17 protein-coding genes, 1 pseudogene and 1 riboswitch are annotated in these 16,021 nt (G+C 64.8%); of the genes and pseudogenes, 5 read left to right on the top strand and 13 right to left on the bottom strand.

The features are described from left to right. The 3 genes and pseudogenes from AC4ELS_RS13745 to AC4ELS_RS13735 form a co-directional block, all read right to left on the bottom strand. Positions 1-291: pseudogene (locus AC4ELS_RS13745) on the bottom strand (DUF222 domain-containing protein); the annotation flags it as partial. 45 nt (positions 292-336) lie between these two features. After that, positions 337-663, bottom strand: coding sequence for a hypothetical protein (locus tag AC4ELS_RS13740; protein ID WP_499047761.1), 327 nt, complete (start codon positions 661-663; stop codon positions 337-339). A gap of 13 nt (positions 664-676) precedes the next feature. Further along, entirely contained in the window at positions 677-901 is a 225-nt protein-coding gene (locus AC4ELS_RS13735; RefSeq protein WP_064880536.1) for a hypothetical protein, read from the bottom strand. Positions 902-997: 96 nt separating this feature from the next. Between AC4ELS_RS13735 and AC4ELS_RS13730 the strand changes: the two genes are divergently transcribed. Next, positions 998-2,245 carry a TetR/AcrR family transcriptional regulator gene (locus AC4ELS_RS13730; RefSeq protein ID WP_448443960.1) on the top strand — a complete coding sequence of 416 codons (1,248 nt, stop codon included), beginning with the start codon at positions 998-1,000 and terminating at the stop codon, positions 2,243-2,245. Here AC4ELS_RS13730 and AC4ELS_RS13725 read toward each other — a convergent pair. From AC4ELS_RS13725 to thiC, 10 genes are all read right to left on the bottom strand, one after another. Beyond that, complete coding sequence (locus AC4ELS_RS13725; protein ID WP_004571515.1) at positions 2,212-2,481, bottom strand: DoxX-related protein; 270 nt, start codon at positions 2,479-2,481, stop codon at positions 2,212-2,214. The genes AC4ELS_RS13730 and AC4ELS_RS13725 overlap by 34 nt on opposite strands. A gap of 16 nt (positions 2,482-2,497) precedes the next feature. Next, positions 2,498-3,982: a flavin-containing monooxygenase gene (locus AC4ELS_RS13720; protein ID WP_448443958.1), complete on the bottom strand. Its 1,485-nt coding sequence runs from the start codon at positions 3,980-3,982 to the stop codon at positions 2,498-2,500. 42 nt (positions 3,983-4,024) lie between these two features. Further along, positions 4,025-4,324: a CDGP domain-containing protein gene (locus AC4ELS_RS13715; RefSeq protein WP_448443956.1), complete on the bottom strand. Its 300-nt coding sequence runs from the start codon at positions 4,322-4,324 to the stop codon at positions 4,025-4,027. A 25-nt stretch (positions 4,325-4,349) separates the two neighbouring features. After that, positions 4,350-5,273, bottom strand: a complete 924-nt coding sequence (locus tag AC4ELS_RS13710; RefSeq protein ID WP_499047758.1) for a DUF5996 family protein — start codon at positions 5,271-5,273, stop codon at positions 4,350-4,352. A 98-nt stretch (positions 5,274-5,371) separates the two neighbouring features. Then, complete coding sequence (locus AC4ELS_RS13705) at positions 5,372-5,641, bottom strand: DUF3303 domain-containing protein (protein ID WP_064880549.1); 270 nt, start codon at positions 5,639-5,641, stop codon at positions 5,372-5,374. After that, positions 5,638-7,014 carry a cytochrome P450 gene (locus AC4ELS_RS13700; RefSeq protein WP_064957161.1) on the bottom strand — a complete coding sequence of 459 codons (1,377 nt, stop codon included), beginning with the start codon at positions 7,012-7,014 and terminating at the stop codon, positions 5,638-5,640. The genes AC4ELS_RS13705 and AC4ELS_RS13700 overlap by 4 nt, the downstream gene beginning before the upstream one ends. Before the next feature lie 46 nt (positions 7,015-7,060). Further along, on the bottom strand, positions 7,061-7,624 hold the full coding sequence (locus AC4ELS_RS13695) for a septum formation family protein (RefSeq protein WP_448443950.1): 564 nt from the start codon (positions 7,622-7,624) through the stop codon (positions 7,061-7,063). After that, a complete protein-coding gene (locus AC4ELS_RS13690) occupies positions 7,621-8,247 on the bottom strand; it encodes an alpha/beta hydrolase family protein (RefSeq protein WP_499047755.1) in 627 nt (208 codons plus the stop codon). Before AC4ELS_RS13690 ends, AC4ELS_RS13695 begins: the two co-directional genes overlap by 4 nt. Further along, complete coding sequence (thiD, locus tag AC4ELS_RS13685) at positions 8,244-9,077, bottom strand: bifunctional hydroxymethylpyrimidine kinase/phosphomethylpyrimidine kinase (protein WP_499047753.1); 834 nt, start codon at positions 9,075-9,077, stop codon at positions 8,244-8,246. Before thiD ends, AC4ELS_RS13690 begins: the two co-directional genes overlap by 4 nt. Positions 9,078-9,084: 7 nt before the next feature. Then, on the bottom strand, positions 9,085-10,707 hold the full coding sequence (gene thiC / locus AC4ELS_RS13680; protein WP_499047751.1) for a phosphomethylpyrimidine synthase ThiC: 1,623 nt from the start codon (positions 10,705-10,707) through the stop codon (positions 9,085-9,087). Further along, positions 10,696-10,805: riboswitch (TPP riboswitch) on the bottom strand. It overlaps the preceding gene by 12 nt. A 388-nt stretch (positions 10,806-11,193) precedes the next feature. Between thiC and AC4ELS_RS13675 the strand changes: the two genes are divergently transcribed. The 4 genes from AC4ELS_RS13675 to AC4ELS_RS13660 all read left to right on the top strand — a co-directional run bounded on the left by AC4ELS_RS13675 (position 11,194) and on the right by AC4ELS_RS13660 (position 16,004). After that, complete coding sequence (locus tag AC4ELS_RS13675) at positions 11,194-12,423, top strand: amidase domain-containing protein (RefSeq protein WP_499047749.1); 1,230 nt, start codon at positions 11,194-11,196, stop codon at positions 12,421-12,423. Positions 12,424-12,433: 10 nt separating this feature from the next. Further along, entirely contained in the window at positions 12,434-12,928 is a 495-nt protein-coding gene (locus AC4ELS_RS13670) for a hypothetical protein (RefSeq protein ID WP_499047747.1), read from the top strand. Positions 12,929-13,223: 295 nt separating this feature from the next. Further along, positions 13,224-14,987, top strand: a complete 1,764-nt coding sequence (locus AC4ELS_RS13665; RefSeq protein ID WP_499047745.1) for an MFS transporter — start codon at positions 13,224-13,226, stop codon at positions 14,985-14,987. A gap of 87 nt (positions 14,988-15,074) precedes the next feature. Then, complete coding sequence (locus AC4ELS_RS13660) at positions 15,075-16,004, top strand: LppU/SCO3897 family protein (protein WP_499047743.1); 930 nt, start codon at positions 15,075-15,077, stop codon at positions 16,002-16,004. Positions 16,005-16,021: the final 17 nt, after the last annotated feature.

Genomic DNA, 16,021 nt, shown 5'->3' with positions numbered 1-16,021 from the left:
CCCCAACTCGGCGGCCTCACCCAATCGCCGGCCGGCCTCAGCGGTCGACAGCCGCCACCGGATCCGCAGCACCTCATTCCAGGATTTGGCACCCAACTCCCGAGGTGTGGCTGCGGCCTGCAACTGCGCGAGCAGCCGATGCCCCACAGAGGGCAGCTGACACAGCAGTTCCTCGTACTCGTCGAGCACCGCGACCAGCTCAGACCGGGTCAACGAAGCCAAATCACACCCGGCGAACGCGTCGAAAGCGGCGCGTAACCCCGCTACCGCCTGGACCGCACCCGCCTCCATGAATCGAACATACATTCGACCCCCGACAAGTGCGGCCAGCGCGCACTAGTGCGAGTCGTGCTTGGGCAGCAGCGTCTCGTGCGCAGAGGATGTGGCGGCCCGGAACAGCACCGCGATCAGGGCCAGGGCGCCGACTGCGACGATAGGGATGGTCCACAGCCTGCGGGTCAGCACAGCCGACCCGCACGTGTCCGCGTACTCCTGGCCGGCGGCGTTGGCCTGCACCAGGTGGGTCGAATAACCGGAGCCGCAGGGGATCTGCATTCCGAACTGATCGAAGTCGTCGAGGTAGACGGGCAGGCTCAGTAGATACAGCCCGATCCCCAACACCACGGCCCCGGCGATTCCGATGTAGACGGCGCGAAAACTCACTTCTCTTCCCCCTTCACGTCATGCAGACGTCGGTGAACAACAGCACCGGCCACGAGACGATCGACCCGAGAAAAGACACCACGGCGTCGAGGCCGCCCATCGAGGGCAGGTGATCGGTGTGCGTGCCGGACCAGACCGTGCCGATCAACAGATACGGCACTCCCAGCACGACAGCGACGACGATGAGTTCGCCGAGTGCGACGCGGTAGGCCAGCAACCTCCGCAACTTGGCAAACACGCGACCCCCATCCGGCCTCAACGCCGTCTATGTTAACGCCTATTCTCTGCCGGATTACCATTTTGACCCGGCACTTCGGTCCGTTATGGTGACGGAATGGCGCGCATCTCGCCCCGGTCGATCGACAGTGGTGCCAGTGTTGTGCGGCGTCGACCCAAAGACCGAAAGGCGCAGATAGCGCGGGCCTCGGCGGAGTCTTTCAGCGCGCTGGGCTATCACGGCGTCAGCATGGAGGCCATCGCTTCGCGGGTCGGGATCTCCGCGGCCGCGTTGTACCGGCACTATTCGAGCAAGTACGAATTGTTCCGCGACGCCGTGCTCAACCTCAGCCAGCAACTGGTCGACGGTACCGCGTTCGCAGACGAGGCCGACGGGGATCCGCGGGAGCGGTTGCGTCTCATCGTCGCCGCGCTCAGCGACACCGCCTTGGTCAATCGCGAATCCGGCGGGCTGTACCGCTGGGAGGCGCGTTATCTGCGCGGCGACGACCAGAGCACTCTGGACGCGCAGGTGCGCACCGTGCACCGACGGATTCACCGGCCGCTGATGGAATTGCGGCCGGAGCTGAGCTCGCACGCCCGCTGGACCCTGTCGACTGCGGTGCTCGGCGTGATCGGCAGCGTCGTCGACCACCGATCCAAGCTGCCCGCCGGTCAGATCCGCACACTGCTCGCCGACATCTGCGACACCGTGCTGGCCGCCGAGTTGCCGGAGGTTCCCAACGCGACCGGCCCCGCGGTGACACCGCCACCCGTCGTGAGCACGACGAAATACGAAGCGCTGCTGACCGAATCGATGCGCCTGTTCAATCAGAACGGCTACCGCGACACCACCATGGAGGACATCGCCGCCGCGGTCGGCATGCCCGCCTCGGGGATCTACCGGTACTTCTCCGGCAAGTCTGACATCCTGGCCGCCGGGTTCCGTCGCGCCGCCGACCGGTTGTCTTCCGACATGGCCGAGGTGCTCAGCGCGGCAACGGATCCCGAGCAGGCTCTGGGCGCGCTCATCGACGACTACGTGGCCCGCTCGTTCGACCACCCCGAACTCGACTACGTCTACTACACCGAACGCCTCAACATGACGCCCGCCGACCAGAAGATCCTGCGCGACCTTCAGCGGGCGGCGGTGGAATCGTGGGTCGAGGTGGTCATGCCGGTACGTCCGCGGTGGAGTGCGGGTCAGGCACGCTTCGCCGTTCATGCGGCGATGGCGTTGGTGATCGACTTGGGCCGGCTCATGAATTATCAGAATTCGGAGCAGGCCCGAGCCGTCGTCGCGGTCATGGTCGATATGACGCTGCTGGGCCGTTACCGGTTACGCACGGCGTTGCCGGCCAGGTAGGCCACGTAGCCGAGCGTGCCGATGGTGGCCAGCTTGCGCGTCTTGGGGAGCAGGAGGCCCAGGCCGATCGCGGTCTCGATACCACCGTTGGTGTAGATGTGCTTCTGCGTGTCCTTGGGGAACGCCGGCTTGGTGATCGACTCGAACAGCTGCGGCTTCACAAAATGTGAGACGCCGGCGCCGGCCACGCTGAGGCCGACGAGCTTGACCAGCTTGGAGTTCTTGCCCTCTGCCATGTGTGATCCTCTCTGATCAGGCAAATGTGTAGTCGCTCAACGGGAATCGTGAAGCTTCCGTGACGGCCCGGCGGGTCGTCATCGGTCGGAGCAGCGTTGCCTCGCCACTCGGATTGAAATAGTACGACCGTGCCGATGCGCAGTTGCCGAGGGTGAACAACGAGTCACCCAGCAACTCCGTCATCCGGTCCAGATAGCGCGCGTTGGCCTGTTCGGTGACCTCGAACGTCGTCGCCTTCCGGCGCCGGAGTTCGCCGAACAACCGGTCCATCAGATGCATCTGATACTCCATGGTGTTGAAGAAGTTCAGACCCAGGAACGCGTACGGACTGGCCAGGCTCAAGTAGTTCGGGAAGTACGGCATCGATACACCCTGGTAAGCCTGGAACCGGGTTTCCCGCCACCACTTGCCGAGGTTGCGGCCATCACGCCCGATCACCTCGATGGCAGGGAAGTTGGCCTCCCACAGATCGAACCCCGTCGCCAGCACCAGGGTGTCGATGTCGGTCCGGGTGCCGTCGGCGTTGACGATGCCCCGGGCATCGATGCGTTCGATGCCGTCGGCCTGCAGGTGCACATTCGGCTTGGTGAAGGCGCGGTAGTAGCCATTGGAGAACGTCGGGCGCTTGCAGCCGAAGTCGTAGTCAGGGGTCAGCTTGCGGCGCAATTCGGGGTCGCGGATCGAGGCGAACCGGTGCAGTTTGGCCAGGTCGGCCGCGGCGATGTTGAACCGCCGGAAGTACCGGTGCTTGAGCACGGCCGTGTCGACCATGAACGCGTAGATGGCGTCGGTGACGGCACGCACGGCCCGCTGGGTCAGCGGGACCCTGGCGAACAGGGCCTTGACCCCAGCGGAGAACTTCAGGTCGATCTTGGGCACGACCCAGATCGGGGTGCGCTGGTACACCGTCAGGTCAGCAGCCTTGCGAGCCAGCTCTGGGATGAGCTGAACGGCAGTGGCGCCGGTGCCGATGATCGCGATACGACGGCCGTCGGGCCGGTAGTCGTCGTCCCAGTCGGTGGTGTGGATGACCTTGCCGGTGAAGTCGGCGATGCCGGGGATGTCAGGCGTGTGGGGTTGCGACAGGAAGCCGGTGGCGGTGAGGAGAAAGTGTGCGTTCAAGGTCTCGCCACCCGCTACGGATACTCGCCAGAGTGAAGCCTCTTCGTCCCAGTGGGCGCCGTCGACGGTCGTGTTGAACCGGATGTGGCGGCGCACGTCGTACTTGTCGGCGACGTCGTCGGCGTACCGCTTGATCTCGGTGCCGGTGGAGAACAACCTCGACCAGTTCGGGTTCGGCTCGAAGAAATACGAGTAGGTCGTGGTCGGCACGTCGACGGCCAGGCCGGGGTAGTGGTTGACGTACCAGGTGCCGCCGAGATCATCCTCGCGATCCAGGATCACGAAGTTCTCGATGCCCAGCCGTTTGAGCTGGATGGCGGCACCGATGCCGGCAAATCCCGCGCCGACGATCACCGCCTCGAATTCCCCCGGGCTCATGCCGCAAACAGTACCGCAGGTACTGGGTACTTTGTCGAGGGCTCAGTTGTCGTCGATGCGCGTCGGCGGATCGGCGAACGGGGTGTCCCACGGAGCGATCTCGTGGCCGGGCCCCATCACATCGCAGCGCTTGACCGGCACCAGGTGGGAGCTGAAGCCACTGGGCACATAGCCCCAGGTCCCCATGCAACGCTGCCAGGTGCCGTCGGGTTGGACGGGCCCGTCGCATTTACTGATCACCGGCCCGCCGTACTGGCAGCCGGCGGCGGCCGGTGGCGCTGAGGTGATCAACCCGCCGGCGATCAGCGCGACAGCCACGCTGCCGACGATGCAGAGCTTCATGGTGTTCTCCGTCTCCGTGTGCGTGTCACCAGCGCTGTGGATCGCATTCCAGACCTGCCCGGTCCCAGCCCGCAAGGTCGGCTGCGGCGGCGTAGGTCGATTGCAGGAAATCTAGCAGGGCACGGTCGGGTTCGGAGGCAGTCCGCACCGCTTCGTACGGGAGAAGGAACTGCCGAAAGTCCGCGCTGTAGAACGCTGCGTCCGGGCCGACGCGATAGTCGGCGAAGCCTTCCGGCTCGGGATAGGCGTAGGCGTAGAACGCGCCCTCGTCGCCGCCGCCCGGCCAGAAACCGCAACTGCTCAACTCGTGCGAATAGCCTTCCACCATCACCCAATCCGCGCAGTTGGGCGCCCCGCCGGGGTGCTCGGGCGCGGGCCGGCCGGAGAATCGGGTGCAGGCCAGGTCGAACGAGCCCCAGAAGAAGTGCACAGGGCTGACCTTGCCGATGAAATGCGAACGGAAATCGGTGATCACCCGGTGCGCCTGGACCAGTTGGCGCCAGAACAAGTTGGCGGCTTCGGGGTCATACGAGGCGTGCTGGTGATCTTCGGCAAAGGGTATGGCCGGGTCGACCTCGTTGGGGCTTGCCGAGATTCGCGTTTCAATGTCCAGTTGTCGCAGCGCGGTGAAGGTTTCGTCGTAGAACTCGGCGACCGATTTCGGCTTCAACGTGACGGCGCGGGATCCGCCGTCGCTGGTACGGATCTCCAGCAGGTGGTCGATGAAGTTGAACTCCATGTCGAACAACCGGTTTCGGTACGGGATCGACGACGTGGTCAGACCGCGCGGGCTCACGTAGAACGTCACCTGCCACCAATGGTTGATCAGTGGCGAGTGTGTCAGCCGGATCTTCCCGACGATCTGAGTCCACATGTGCAGGGTGTCACGGGTGGGCTCCCAATCGGATACCCGCAACGCGGGCCAAGAGTTGCCTGGACCAGCGTTCATGAGACAGATGCCACCTTCCGCCGTTGACGACTCGTGGTGACGTCAGCCTAGCTTTGTGTCACCGAGGTTAGAGGCGGAACGACGGCACCGCGTCGGGATCAGAACAGCTTTGCGATCACCTCTCCTGCCTCGGCGTCTTCCACACAGGGGGTGATGTCGAAGGTGAGAAACTCGCTCCACTCGGCGACCGACTCGAACATGGTCTTGGCGTCGTCAGTTTCGACGATGGCGAAGCCCTGGCCGTTCATGCCCCACCATCGGTGAAGCATCGTCGCGCCTTCCGGAACCGCGCCGGCGGTCTGCTTGAACTTCTCGATCGCATCCCGGTAGTTCGCCTGCGACTGAGTCCAGTGCACGATGAATTTCATGGCGTACTCCTTCTGGTGATCCGGGCCGGGATCGGCTCGGCGGCGATGACGGTGAAGGGGGTATCCACCGGGAAGCTGTCGTTCAGGGAGGTCACTGCGACCTCCCGCACGATGGTCGCCAGCGCCAGGGTGGCCTCCAGCATGGCGAAGTGATCGCCGACGCAGGACCGCGGGCCGCCGCCGAAAGGCAGGTACTGCCAACGGTTTCTACCTGCCGAACGTTCCGGGCTGAAGCGGTCGGGGTCGAAGGTCAGCGGGTCGTCCCACAGCGCCGGGTCGCGGTGCATGACATAGAAATTGACCATCGCCATCGTGCCGGCCTCGGCGCGGTAGCCGTCGACGGTCATCTCCTCGTTGAGCATCCGAGGCGTGCCGGCACCGGGCGGGCAGAGCCGCAGTGCCTCGTGGAGCACCCGCACGGTGTGTTCGAGGTGCGGCACATCCTCGGGCGTCAGCGTGCGATCGCCCAGCGCCGCGACTTCGTCGTACAGGCGGGACTGCAGCTCGGGATCGCGGCCCAGCGCCCACAGTGAGTAACACAGCGTTGTCGAGGTGGTGTCATGCCCGGCCAGCATGAAAAGCACCAATTCATCGCAGATTTCGTCGTCGGCGAGCTCTCGGCCGGTGTCGGGGTCACGGGCCTCGATGAGCGCGCGCACCAGCGGTGCTTCCCGATCGGGATCAGCCCGCACCGCGGCGAGGATCTCGGCGGCCAGCTCATGTAGCCGGGCATTGGCCGCCCTGGCCCGACGTTGGCCGCCGGTGGGCACCCACTGCGGGAAGTTGACCGGGCGGACCGCCCGGTCGGAAATCCAGGACAACGCGGTACGCAGTGCGGGGCCCACGTCGTCGGCGCTCTCGTCGAGATCCACGCCGAATACCGAGCGGCCGAGCGCCCGCAGCGTGAGCGCTCGGCACGCAACGTCCAGATCGACCGTCGTACCGTCGCGCCACCCGCCGGCGATCGAATCCGCCGCGGCGGCCATGTGTCCCGCATACCGTGGCACGTTCTGCTTGGTGAACATCGGCTGGAGCGTTCGCCGTCGCGGCAGCCAGCGCTCGTGCGGCAGGTTCAGCAGGTTGCCGCCCATCAGCCGGCGTAGCTCGACCATGTTGAGGGCGGTGCCGCGATCGGCGATCGAATCGCGGCGGCCCAGGACATCGCGGGCTCCCTGCGGCGACGTGACCAACAGGACCGGGGGGATCAGCCATCGTGGACCGAGCACCATCCGGCTGATGGGCCCTCCGGCATCGCGGAGCCGTTGATGCCCCTCGATGAAGGACCGCATCGCCTTGATCGTCTGCCGATAGGACAGCGGATTTCGCGGTGCGAGCGGCAGGGTGGCTGCGGCCCGCGTATCGATCTCGACCATGGATCGAGTGTCTGACCACGCGGTCTGGGCGGCCTAGAGTAGTGCGTTACCCTATTTTGCCGGTGCGGGGGTTTTTGCTGGTAGCGATGCACGTCACGCTACGGTCCCCGCGTTGCCAGGAGTCTGCGGTCGGGTACAGGACGAACAGCTGGATCCCGGATTCCGAGTTGGCGTCGGGGGCGTAATCGGCCAGTGCTGGAGCGCACTTGTCGGCGTACTTCACGACTGCCGCGTCGCCCGGGAAATTCCCCTCGGGCAGCGGCAGCACCGCGAACACCTCACCCTTGTGCGGCTGATCGCAACTCACCGACTTGACGTACAACACCCGGCTGCTGTCGGGAATGTCGGCCAGACAATCGCCCGACCGAACCTGGCTGGCTTCGGTGCCGCCCCGGTCCCGAGCCAGGTAGAACACCGCGCCGGCGGCGACCACGAGCGCGACCAGAACCACGACACCCAGCAGCACCCACTTGAGCGCAGGAGATTTCCTCGGTGGCGCCGAGAAGTGGTCGGGGCCGGTGGAATACGGCTGCGGCGGCGGTGGCGGGTAGTGGTGACCGGGCGAGCCCTGCGGGCCAGGGCGACCGGTGGGGCCGGGCGGGTAGGTCATGGTTCGACGATATCGACTGCCCGCAGCGCGGCATCCACCGCGAGGGCGGGCACGTCTAGACACTTGGATCCGAGGTCGTGGCGGGCACCCTCGATGACGACGACTTCGGTGGGACCGGCCACCAGCGCCGCCGCCGCGGTGAGCTCGTCGATGGTGCCGAACGGGTCGGAGGTGCCATGGGTGAATACCGTCGGCATCGTGATGTCGGGGAGATGCTCAGTGCCCGCGCGTTCCGGCTTACCCGGCGGATGCAGTGGGTAGGAAAACAGAGTCAGCACGTCCGGCCCAGTCCCGGTGGCCGCGACCATCGAGGTCATCCGCCCGCCGTAGGAATGCCCACCCGCGATCACCGGGCCATCGGTGAGGCTGCGGGCCAGTGCGATCGCCTCGGCGATGCCCTCCTGGTCTCCCGCCGCCGATCCCGACGGTGGTCCCTTGGGCCTGCGCCGGCGGTAGGGCAGGTTGTAGCGGACGGCCAGCCAGCCCCGCGACGCCCATTCGTCGCAGACCTTGACCAGCATCGCCGAATCCCGGTTGCCCCCTGCGCCATGCGTGAGCACCACGACGCCCGTCGGGGTGGCCTCGGGTTCGTGGGCGACGCCGGCGATCGCGTCGAGGTTCACGACTGCAACCGGAACAAGGCGTTCACCGGGCCGTGGCCGTGGCCCAGCGGATAGTTGGCCCGAATGCATTCGGTCACCCAGGCCTTGCCGAACTCCACTGCCTGCGGAACCGAATAGCCATGTGCCAAGGCACAAGCCGTCGCCGCGGCCAAGGTATCGCCGGCCCCGTGGTCGTTGCCGGTATCGATCCGCGGCGCCGCGAACTCGTAGAACTCCGTGCCGTCGAACAGCAGATCCGGACTGGCCGACGACGAGCGCAGGTGCCCGCCCTTGACCAGTGCCCACTGCGGACCGAGCGCGTGCAGTGCGCGCGCGGCGTCCCGCTGCGAGGCGTCGTCGACGACCTCGATGTCGACGAGCAACCGGACCTCGTCGAGGTTCGGGGTGACCAGCGTGGCCAGCGGAAACAGCTCGGTGCGTAGCGCGTCGAGGGCGCTGTGGTGCAACAGCGGATCGCCGTGCATCGAGGCGCATACCGGGTCGACGACCAGGGGCACCGCTCCCATCCCCTCCGCCCGCCAGGTCTCGGCGATGGTGGTGATGATCTCCGAGGACGCCAACATACCGGTCTTGGCGGCCTGGATCCCGATATCCGAGGTGACGGCCGAGATCTGACCGGCCACCACGTCGAGCGGAACCTCGTGAAAACCCTTGACACCCACCGAGTTCTGCACCGTCACAGCCGTAAGCGCGACACAGCCGTGCAGGCCGAGCATGGCGAAGGTCCGCATGTCGGCCTGGATCCCGGCACCACCGCCGGAATCGGACCCGGCGATGGTCATCACCCGCAGCGGGGTCTCACCCGCAGGGGTCAACGGCAAGAAGTTCACTTCGGCCTCACGTGGTCAAGGGTAGATAGACGCGGTTGCCATGGTCGGCGAACTCCTGCGATTTCTCGGCCATACCGCGCTCGATATCCTCCGGGGCCACCCCGTCCGGGTAGGCATCACGGATGTCCTGCGTGATGCGCATCGAGCAGAACTTGGGGCCACACATCGAGCAGAAGTGCGCGGTCTTGGCCGGTTCGGCGGGCAGCGTCTCGTCGTGGAACTCACGCGCGGTGTCGGGATCCAGCGACAGCGCGAACTGGTCGTGCCAGCGGAACTCGAAGCGCGCCTTGGAGAGTGCGTCGTCGCGCTGCTGGGCGCGGGGGTGTCCCTTCGCGAGGTCGCCGGCGTGGGCGGCGATCTTGTAGGCGATGACGCCGTCCTTGACGTCCTTTCGGTCCGGGAGGCCCAGGTGCTCCTTCGGGGTGACGTAGCACAGCATCGCGGTACCGGCCTGGGCGATGATGGCCGCCCCGATCGCCGACGTGATGTGGTCGTAGGCCGGAGCGATATCGGTGGCCAGCGGGCCGAGGGTGTAGAACGGTGCTTCCTCGCACCACTCCTCTTCGAGCCGCACGTTCTCGACGATCTTGTGCATCGGAACGTGGCCCGGTCCCTCGATCATCACCTGCACGCCATGGGATTTCGCGATCTTGGTGAGCTCACCCAGAGTGCGCAGCTCGGCGAACTGGGCCTCGTCGTTGGCGTCGGCGATCGACCCGGGTCGCAGCCCGTCGCCCAGCGAGAAGGTCACGTCGTAGCGGGCCAGGATCTCGCACAGTTCCTCGAACCGGGTGTACAGGAACGACTCGGTGTGGTGTGCCAGGCACCAGGCCGCCATGATCGATCCGCCCCGGGACACGATGCCGGTGACGCGCTTGACCGTCAGCGGGATGTAGCGCAACAGCACGCCGGCATGGACAGTCATATAGTCGACACCCTGCTCGCACTGCTCGATCACGGTGTCGCGGTACATCTCCCACGTCAACTTGGTCGGGTCGCCGTTGACCTTCTCCAGCGCCTGGTAGATCGGCACGGTCCCGACCGGAACCGGAGAGTTGCGCAGAATCCACTCCCGCGTCTGGTGGATGTCCTTGCCGGTCGACAGGTCCATGATGGTGTCGGCACCCCATCGGGTGGCCCACACCATCTTGTCGACCTCCTCCCCGATCGAGGACGTGACAGCCGAATTGCCGATATTGGCATTGACTTTCACTCCGAACGCCTTGCCGATGATCATCGGCTCGGCCTCGGGGTGGTTGTGATTGGCCGGGATGACCGCCCGGCCCCGAGCTACCTCGTCGCGCACCAGATCAGGTGAAACGCCTTCGCGTTCAGCGATATACGCCATCTCGGCGGTGATCTCCCCGGCGCGGGCCCGCTGCAACTGGGTGCCGCGGTCTTTGTGCATGCCGGGCCGTGACGGCAGGCCGGAGTTCAGGTCGATCACCGCGTCGTCGTCGGTGTAGGGGCCTGAGGTGTCGTACAGGTCCAGATGTTCCCCATTGGTCAGGTTCACCCGGCGAAACGGCACGCGCATGGTCGTGCCGTCATGGTTGATCTCGCGATAGACCTTGGTGCTTCCGGTGATCGGACCGGTGGTCACGGATGGGTCGACAACAAAACTGCTCATTTCATCTCCCTACGCCGGCATTACCCGGTCAGGTTCGTACGGTCGACGGGCGTACCCGTCCTCTCAGTGCGCTCGTGCGCACTCCCGCGTGTGTGGTTTGCAGGGCCCAACCTAGCGCAGTCGTAGGGGTCGGGGGAACCCGATCGTCGTTTCTATCGCCTCCAGGAAGTTGCCAGGCAGCAAAGGTACTTTCTCAATCTGGGGGGTGAGCGCTTTGTCGATTCCGCTGAACGTGGACCCGGGGGGTTTGCGGTCGGCCGCTGCCGGAAGTCGGGAGGCTGCCGCTGAATTGAGCGTGTCGGTACCGGGTCGCATCGGTGGGTCACATGCCAGTCATTTGGGGGCGTGTGCCGTTGACGAGGCATTATGTGCGACTCAAGTCCGCCAATCGAGTTGGATTGTTCGTCAGGCAGACAAGCTGACTATGGCCGCGGAGACCTATGTCGCCACTGACGACGGGGCGGCATCGAATCTCACGCAGTCGATGTGAGCGCTACCGACAGCTCGTGGGATCCACTACCGACGAGGTCCGAAATCAATGAGTGGGACATCAGTGTTCTAACGGACGCCGCATCCAGGTGGGCACGTGCCGCTGATCATTCCGAAGATGTGTTTGCGCGGCATCGCGTCAATGTCTCCGCTGGAGGCGGAAGCGATTGGTCCGGGCAGGCGCGTGATGCGGCACTGGATCGAGCGGATGTGGGCACAACGGTAGTCCGTCGGCAGGGCGATGTACTCCGGGAAGCTGCTCGGATTGCCGAAAGCGGCGGTGACGACATCACGCTCGCCCATCGCGCCATTACTAGCGCAATTGCTGAAGCTGAGGCCGACGGTTTTCGCGTCGGTGACGATCTGTCGGTCACCGACCCGCGCGGTTCGCTCGGATCGGCCGCGATGAGCGAACGTTGGACGGCCGCTAGGCTGCATTCGGAGAACATCCACTGGCATGCCGGGCAATTAGTGCGCACCGATGCGTTGGTAGGCAAGCGCTTGCATGCTCAAGCCGCGGAACTAGAAGCCATCAGGTTTGACGGCGAGGGGAACGACGGTCCTGTACAAGCTGTCGAATTCCGTCAGAGTCCTGCTCCCACCGCGCTTCTCGACGCGCGTCGACGAGCGATCGAATACGCCGATCGGTGGGCGCGAGGCGCTAATCCGGAATACAAGGACTTCGGTGGCGGCTACGATTGCGCGAATTTCGTATCGCAGGCGTTGCAAGCGGGTGGCTTCGAAAACGATGGATCGGCGCTGGGGAACATGACGGGCGAAAGCAGTGACGAGTGGTATTACGACAATCAATGGCGTGCACTGCCGCGAATCCTTCTGGAGAGAAAACCTCAATCAGCAACATGGTCGCTTGCGCGAGAACATCACAACTACTTCACTCAGCATTCCGGCTTGGGTGAAATCACTAGTGTAGTTGCCACGCCGAGCAGAGCAGGTTTGGATCCATTGGCCGCCAGTCATGCCGGCCTTGTGCCGGGCGACCTGATCTATTACAAGAACGCCGAGGGGGAAATCGATCACGTGGCGATGTACGTGGGTACGCAGATGGCGTGGAACCCGGAACTCGGGAGGGAAGTTCCCACGGACGTGGTTGATCAACATGCCAACGGCAGCAATAACGTTCGCAACGATTGGATGCCTGACACGGTTGATTACCACGGAGGTCTGGCTCAGGCTGAATTTGTTCATCTGACTTATCCAGGGGAATGAGCGTGTCGGCGTGAATGTTAAAAAATCTGCAATTTTCATCTTGATTCCGGCGCTAATCCTTCTCACGTTGGCGGTGGCAGTTGCATGCCGCTTGTGGGGTGGCGATGCCGACAAGCGCATTGACAGTTTTGCTCCGGATGCCCGCCACCGGCATGCCCAAGCCATTGTGGACGCTCTGAATACCCATGATCCGGCGAAGCTGACGTCCATGCGGAGCTCAAGTCCCGGGCATGACGTGGAGATTGCGAACGCGTACTCAGAGAGAATAATTCGCGCCGCGATGCCGCTACCGGGTTGCAGTTACGTGTTGGATTCGGTGCTACCGCAGGGAGAAGAGATGCTTCCTGATGCGCCATGGGTGTACCAGCATCAGGCGTATCGCTACGACATGATGCTCACTGAGAACTGCCCAGACAAGATGCCGCTATCCCGCGTCATCAGTGTTCTCTCAACCCGAGGTGAAGGCGGCCACTGGACGGAAGCGTTCTTCGAAATCAAACAGTAATGCGCGACCGGTCCACACCTATGGCCAGTGTGTAGCTTTTCGTCGCGAAAGCCTGCACGTTCGTCACAAGGTGCGCGGGTCGGTGCCGAGGATGCCGCCGGAGTCAGGGGAACCGGATGCCGCCATTTCGATGCCAGGGTCGCTCTTCGCGCGGTTCAGCAGCCCTCGCGTGGAAATCGGCGGGCAGGAGTTGCCCTGCCTTGATTTGCATAGCTAATATATGTGTTTTGCATGTTTCGGGTCGACCGCCGGCCCTGGATATAGCCCTTGATGCGATACGAGATGCGAACACGAGATGACGACTGACGCTGAACTCAGCAGCCCGCCAGGCGCGGGCGACACCGCCGAGGCCGAGACCGCCGACCGGCGCAAACGGATGGATCACGACCACCCGTTCTACAAGTGGGTGGTGCTGTCCAACACGACGTTGGGCATCCTGCTGGCCTCCATCAACGCGTCGATCGTGTTGATCTCGCTGCCGGCGATCTTCCGCGGCATCGGGTTGAACCCGCTCGCCCCAGGCAACGTCAGCTACCTGCTGTGGATGCTGATGGGCTACCTCGTGGTGACCGCGGTGCTCGTCGTACCGTTCGGGCGCCTCGGCGACATGTACGGCCGGGTGCGCATCTACAACCTCGGTTTCGTGGTCTTCACCGTTGCCGCGATCGCGCTGTCCTTCGACCCGTTCCAGCTCGGTGGCGGTGCGGTGTGGCTGATCGCCTGGCGCGTGGTCCAGGGCGTCGGCGGCGCCATGCTGATGGCGTCGTCGTCGGCCATCCTCACGGATGCCTTCCCCGCCAACCAGCGCGGCATGGCACTGGGCACCAACATGGTGGCCGCCGTTGCCGGGTCATTCCTAGGACTGCTGATCGGCGGCTTCCTGTCCGAATGGCACTGGAAGGCCGTGTTCTGGGTGGGTGTGCCGATCGGGATCCTCGGCACGATCTGGAGCTACCGCTCACTCAAGGAACTCGGTGTCCGCACCGCCGGGCGGCTCGACTGGGCCGGCACGCTCACGTTCGGGCTGGGCCTGACGGTCCTGTTGATCGGCATCACCTACGGCATCCAGCCCTACGGTGACTCGACCACCGGCTGGACCAGCCCGTGGGTTCTGGGCTCCATCGCGGTGGGCCTGCTGCTGTTGGTGGCGTTCTGCATCGTCGAGTTGAAGGTGTCGTCGCCGATGGTCGACATCCGGTTGTTCAAATCGGCGGCGTTCGGGATGGGCAACCTCGCCGGGCTGATGTCCTCGGTGGGCCGCGGCGGACTGCAATTCATGCTCATCATCTGGTTGCAGGGCATCTGGCTGCCGCTGCACGGTTACAGCTTCGAATCCACACCGCTGTGGGCCGGCATCTACCTGCTACCGGTCACCGTCGGGTTTCTGGTCGCCGCGCCGATCGCCGGGTCGCTCTCCGATCGCATCGGTGCGCGGCCGCTGACCGTCGGCGGCATGCTGCTGATGGCTGCCACCTTCGTGGCGCTGCTGATGATCCCGGTCAACTTCGATTACTGGGTGTTCGCGATCCTGGTGTTCCTCAACGGACTGGGCGGCGGCATCTTCACCGCCCCCAACACGGCAGCCATCATGTCGAGCGTGCCGGCCGATCAGCGCGGTGCGGCCTCCGGCGTGCGGTCCACGTTCTTCAACGCGGGCAACTCGCTGTCGATCGGCATCTTCTTCTCGCTGATGATCGTCGGGCTGGCCAACACACTGCCTGCGGCGTTGACCACCGGCCTGACGCAGCAAGGTGTTTCGGCCTCAGTCGCCCACGATGTGGCCAACCTGCCCCCGGTCGGCAGCCTGTTCGCCGCCTTCCTGGGCTACAACCCGATGGCCGAACTGCTCGCGCCCTACGACGCTCTGCACCAACCGGGAGTGAACGCGGACGTGATCACCGGGCAGACGTTCTTCCCGCAGCTGATCACCGAGCCGTTCCATTCTGGCCTGACGGTGGTGTTCTCCGCCGCGGCCGTGATGATGGTGATCGGTGCGGTGGCGTCGATGTTCAGCGCGGGCCGCTATGGGACGGAGGCGGGAGCCGACAACGAGGCCTGAGCGGCGGGAGCCGACAACGAGGCCTGAGCAGCCTCAGCAGCCGGTCAGCAAACCGATTTCCGGTGGCCTCATGGGATACTCGCCGCCATGGTCGCTCAGACATTGGCCGCCGCCGGAAGCGCCGCAGAATCCGCGGGCTACGTCATCGGCACGCTGTTCATTCCGGGGTTGGGGCTGCTGCTGCTCATCCTCGGCCTGGTTCGGCGTTCGTCGTCTCAGTCGAAGTCGAGCGGCCAGTCCGGGTACCCGCCGAGCTATCCGCAGCCGGGGTACCCCCAGGGCTACCCGCAGCCGGGGTATCCGCAGGGTTACCAGCAGCCGGGTTATCCGCCGAGCTATCCGCAGCAGGGTTACCAGCCCGGTTACCCGCAGCAGCCCGGCTATCCGCCGGTCCCGTCACAGGGCTACGGCGCACCACCCAAGAAGTCGGGCACGGCATTGATCGTGATCGGTGCGATTCTGCTGGTGCTCGGCCTGTTGGGATTGGCCGGGCGGATGGCCACCCGCGCGTCGGAGTCGACCTCGAGATCTGAGTCGAATTCCAGTTCCGCGTCGAGTTCGAGTGCGGTCCCGAGCACGAGCTCAAATTCCGGGTCCTCGCAGTCCGGGGCCTCAGATGACTTGGCGGTGGGGGAGTGCATCACCAGCGATCAGTACGCCACGACGGGCATGGACCTCACCCCGTCCGGCTGCAGCAACCCGGATGCTATTTACGAGTTGGTGTCCAAAGGTGGCGGATCCGCAACCTGCCCGGACGGCAAACGGGCCGACTCTGACTACTCCGTGCTCATGGACGACGCCCGCACCTACTGTTTCATCCTCAACTTCGAGGAAGGCGAGTGCTTCAACCTCGACGACAAGCTCGCCTCCCTGGTGGAATGCTCCGACCCGAAGGCTGTCATCAAGATCGTCCAGCGGGTTGACGGTTCAACCGACCCCGCCGTCTGCGGTTCCGGCTCACGTGCGGTGGCCTTCCCCGAACCGGCGCGGGTCTACTGCGCGGGGAAGCCGTCATAGCCGACCTACACTCGGGC

Source organism: Mycobacterium shunyiense (assembly GCF_058270035.1).
Note: the sequence above shows the minus strand (reverse complement) of the source record. Positions and strands in the feature narration are given on the sequence as shown.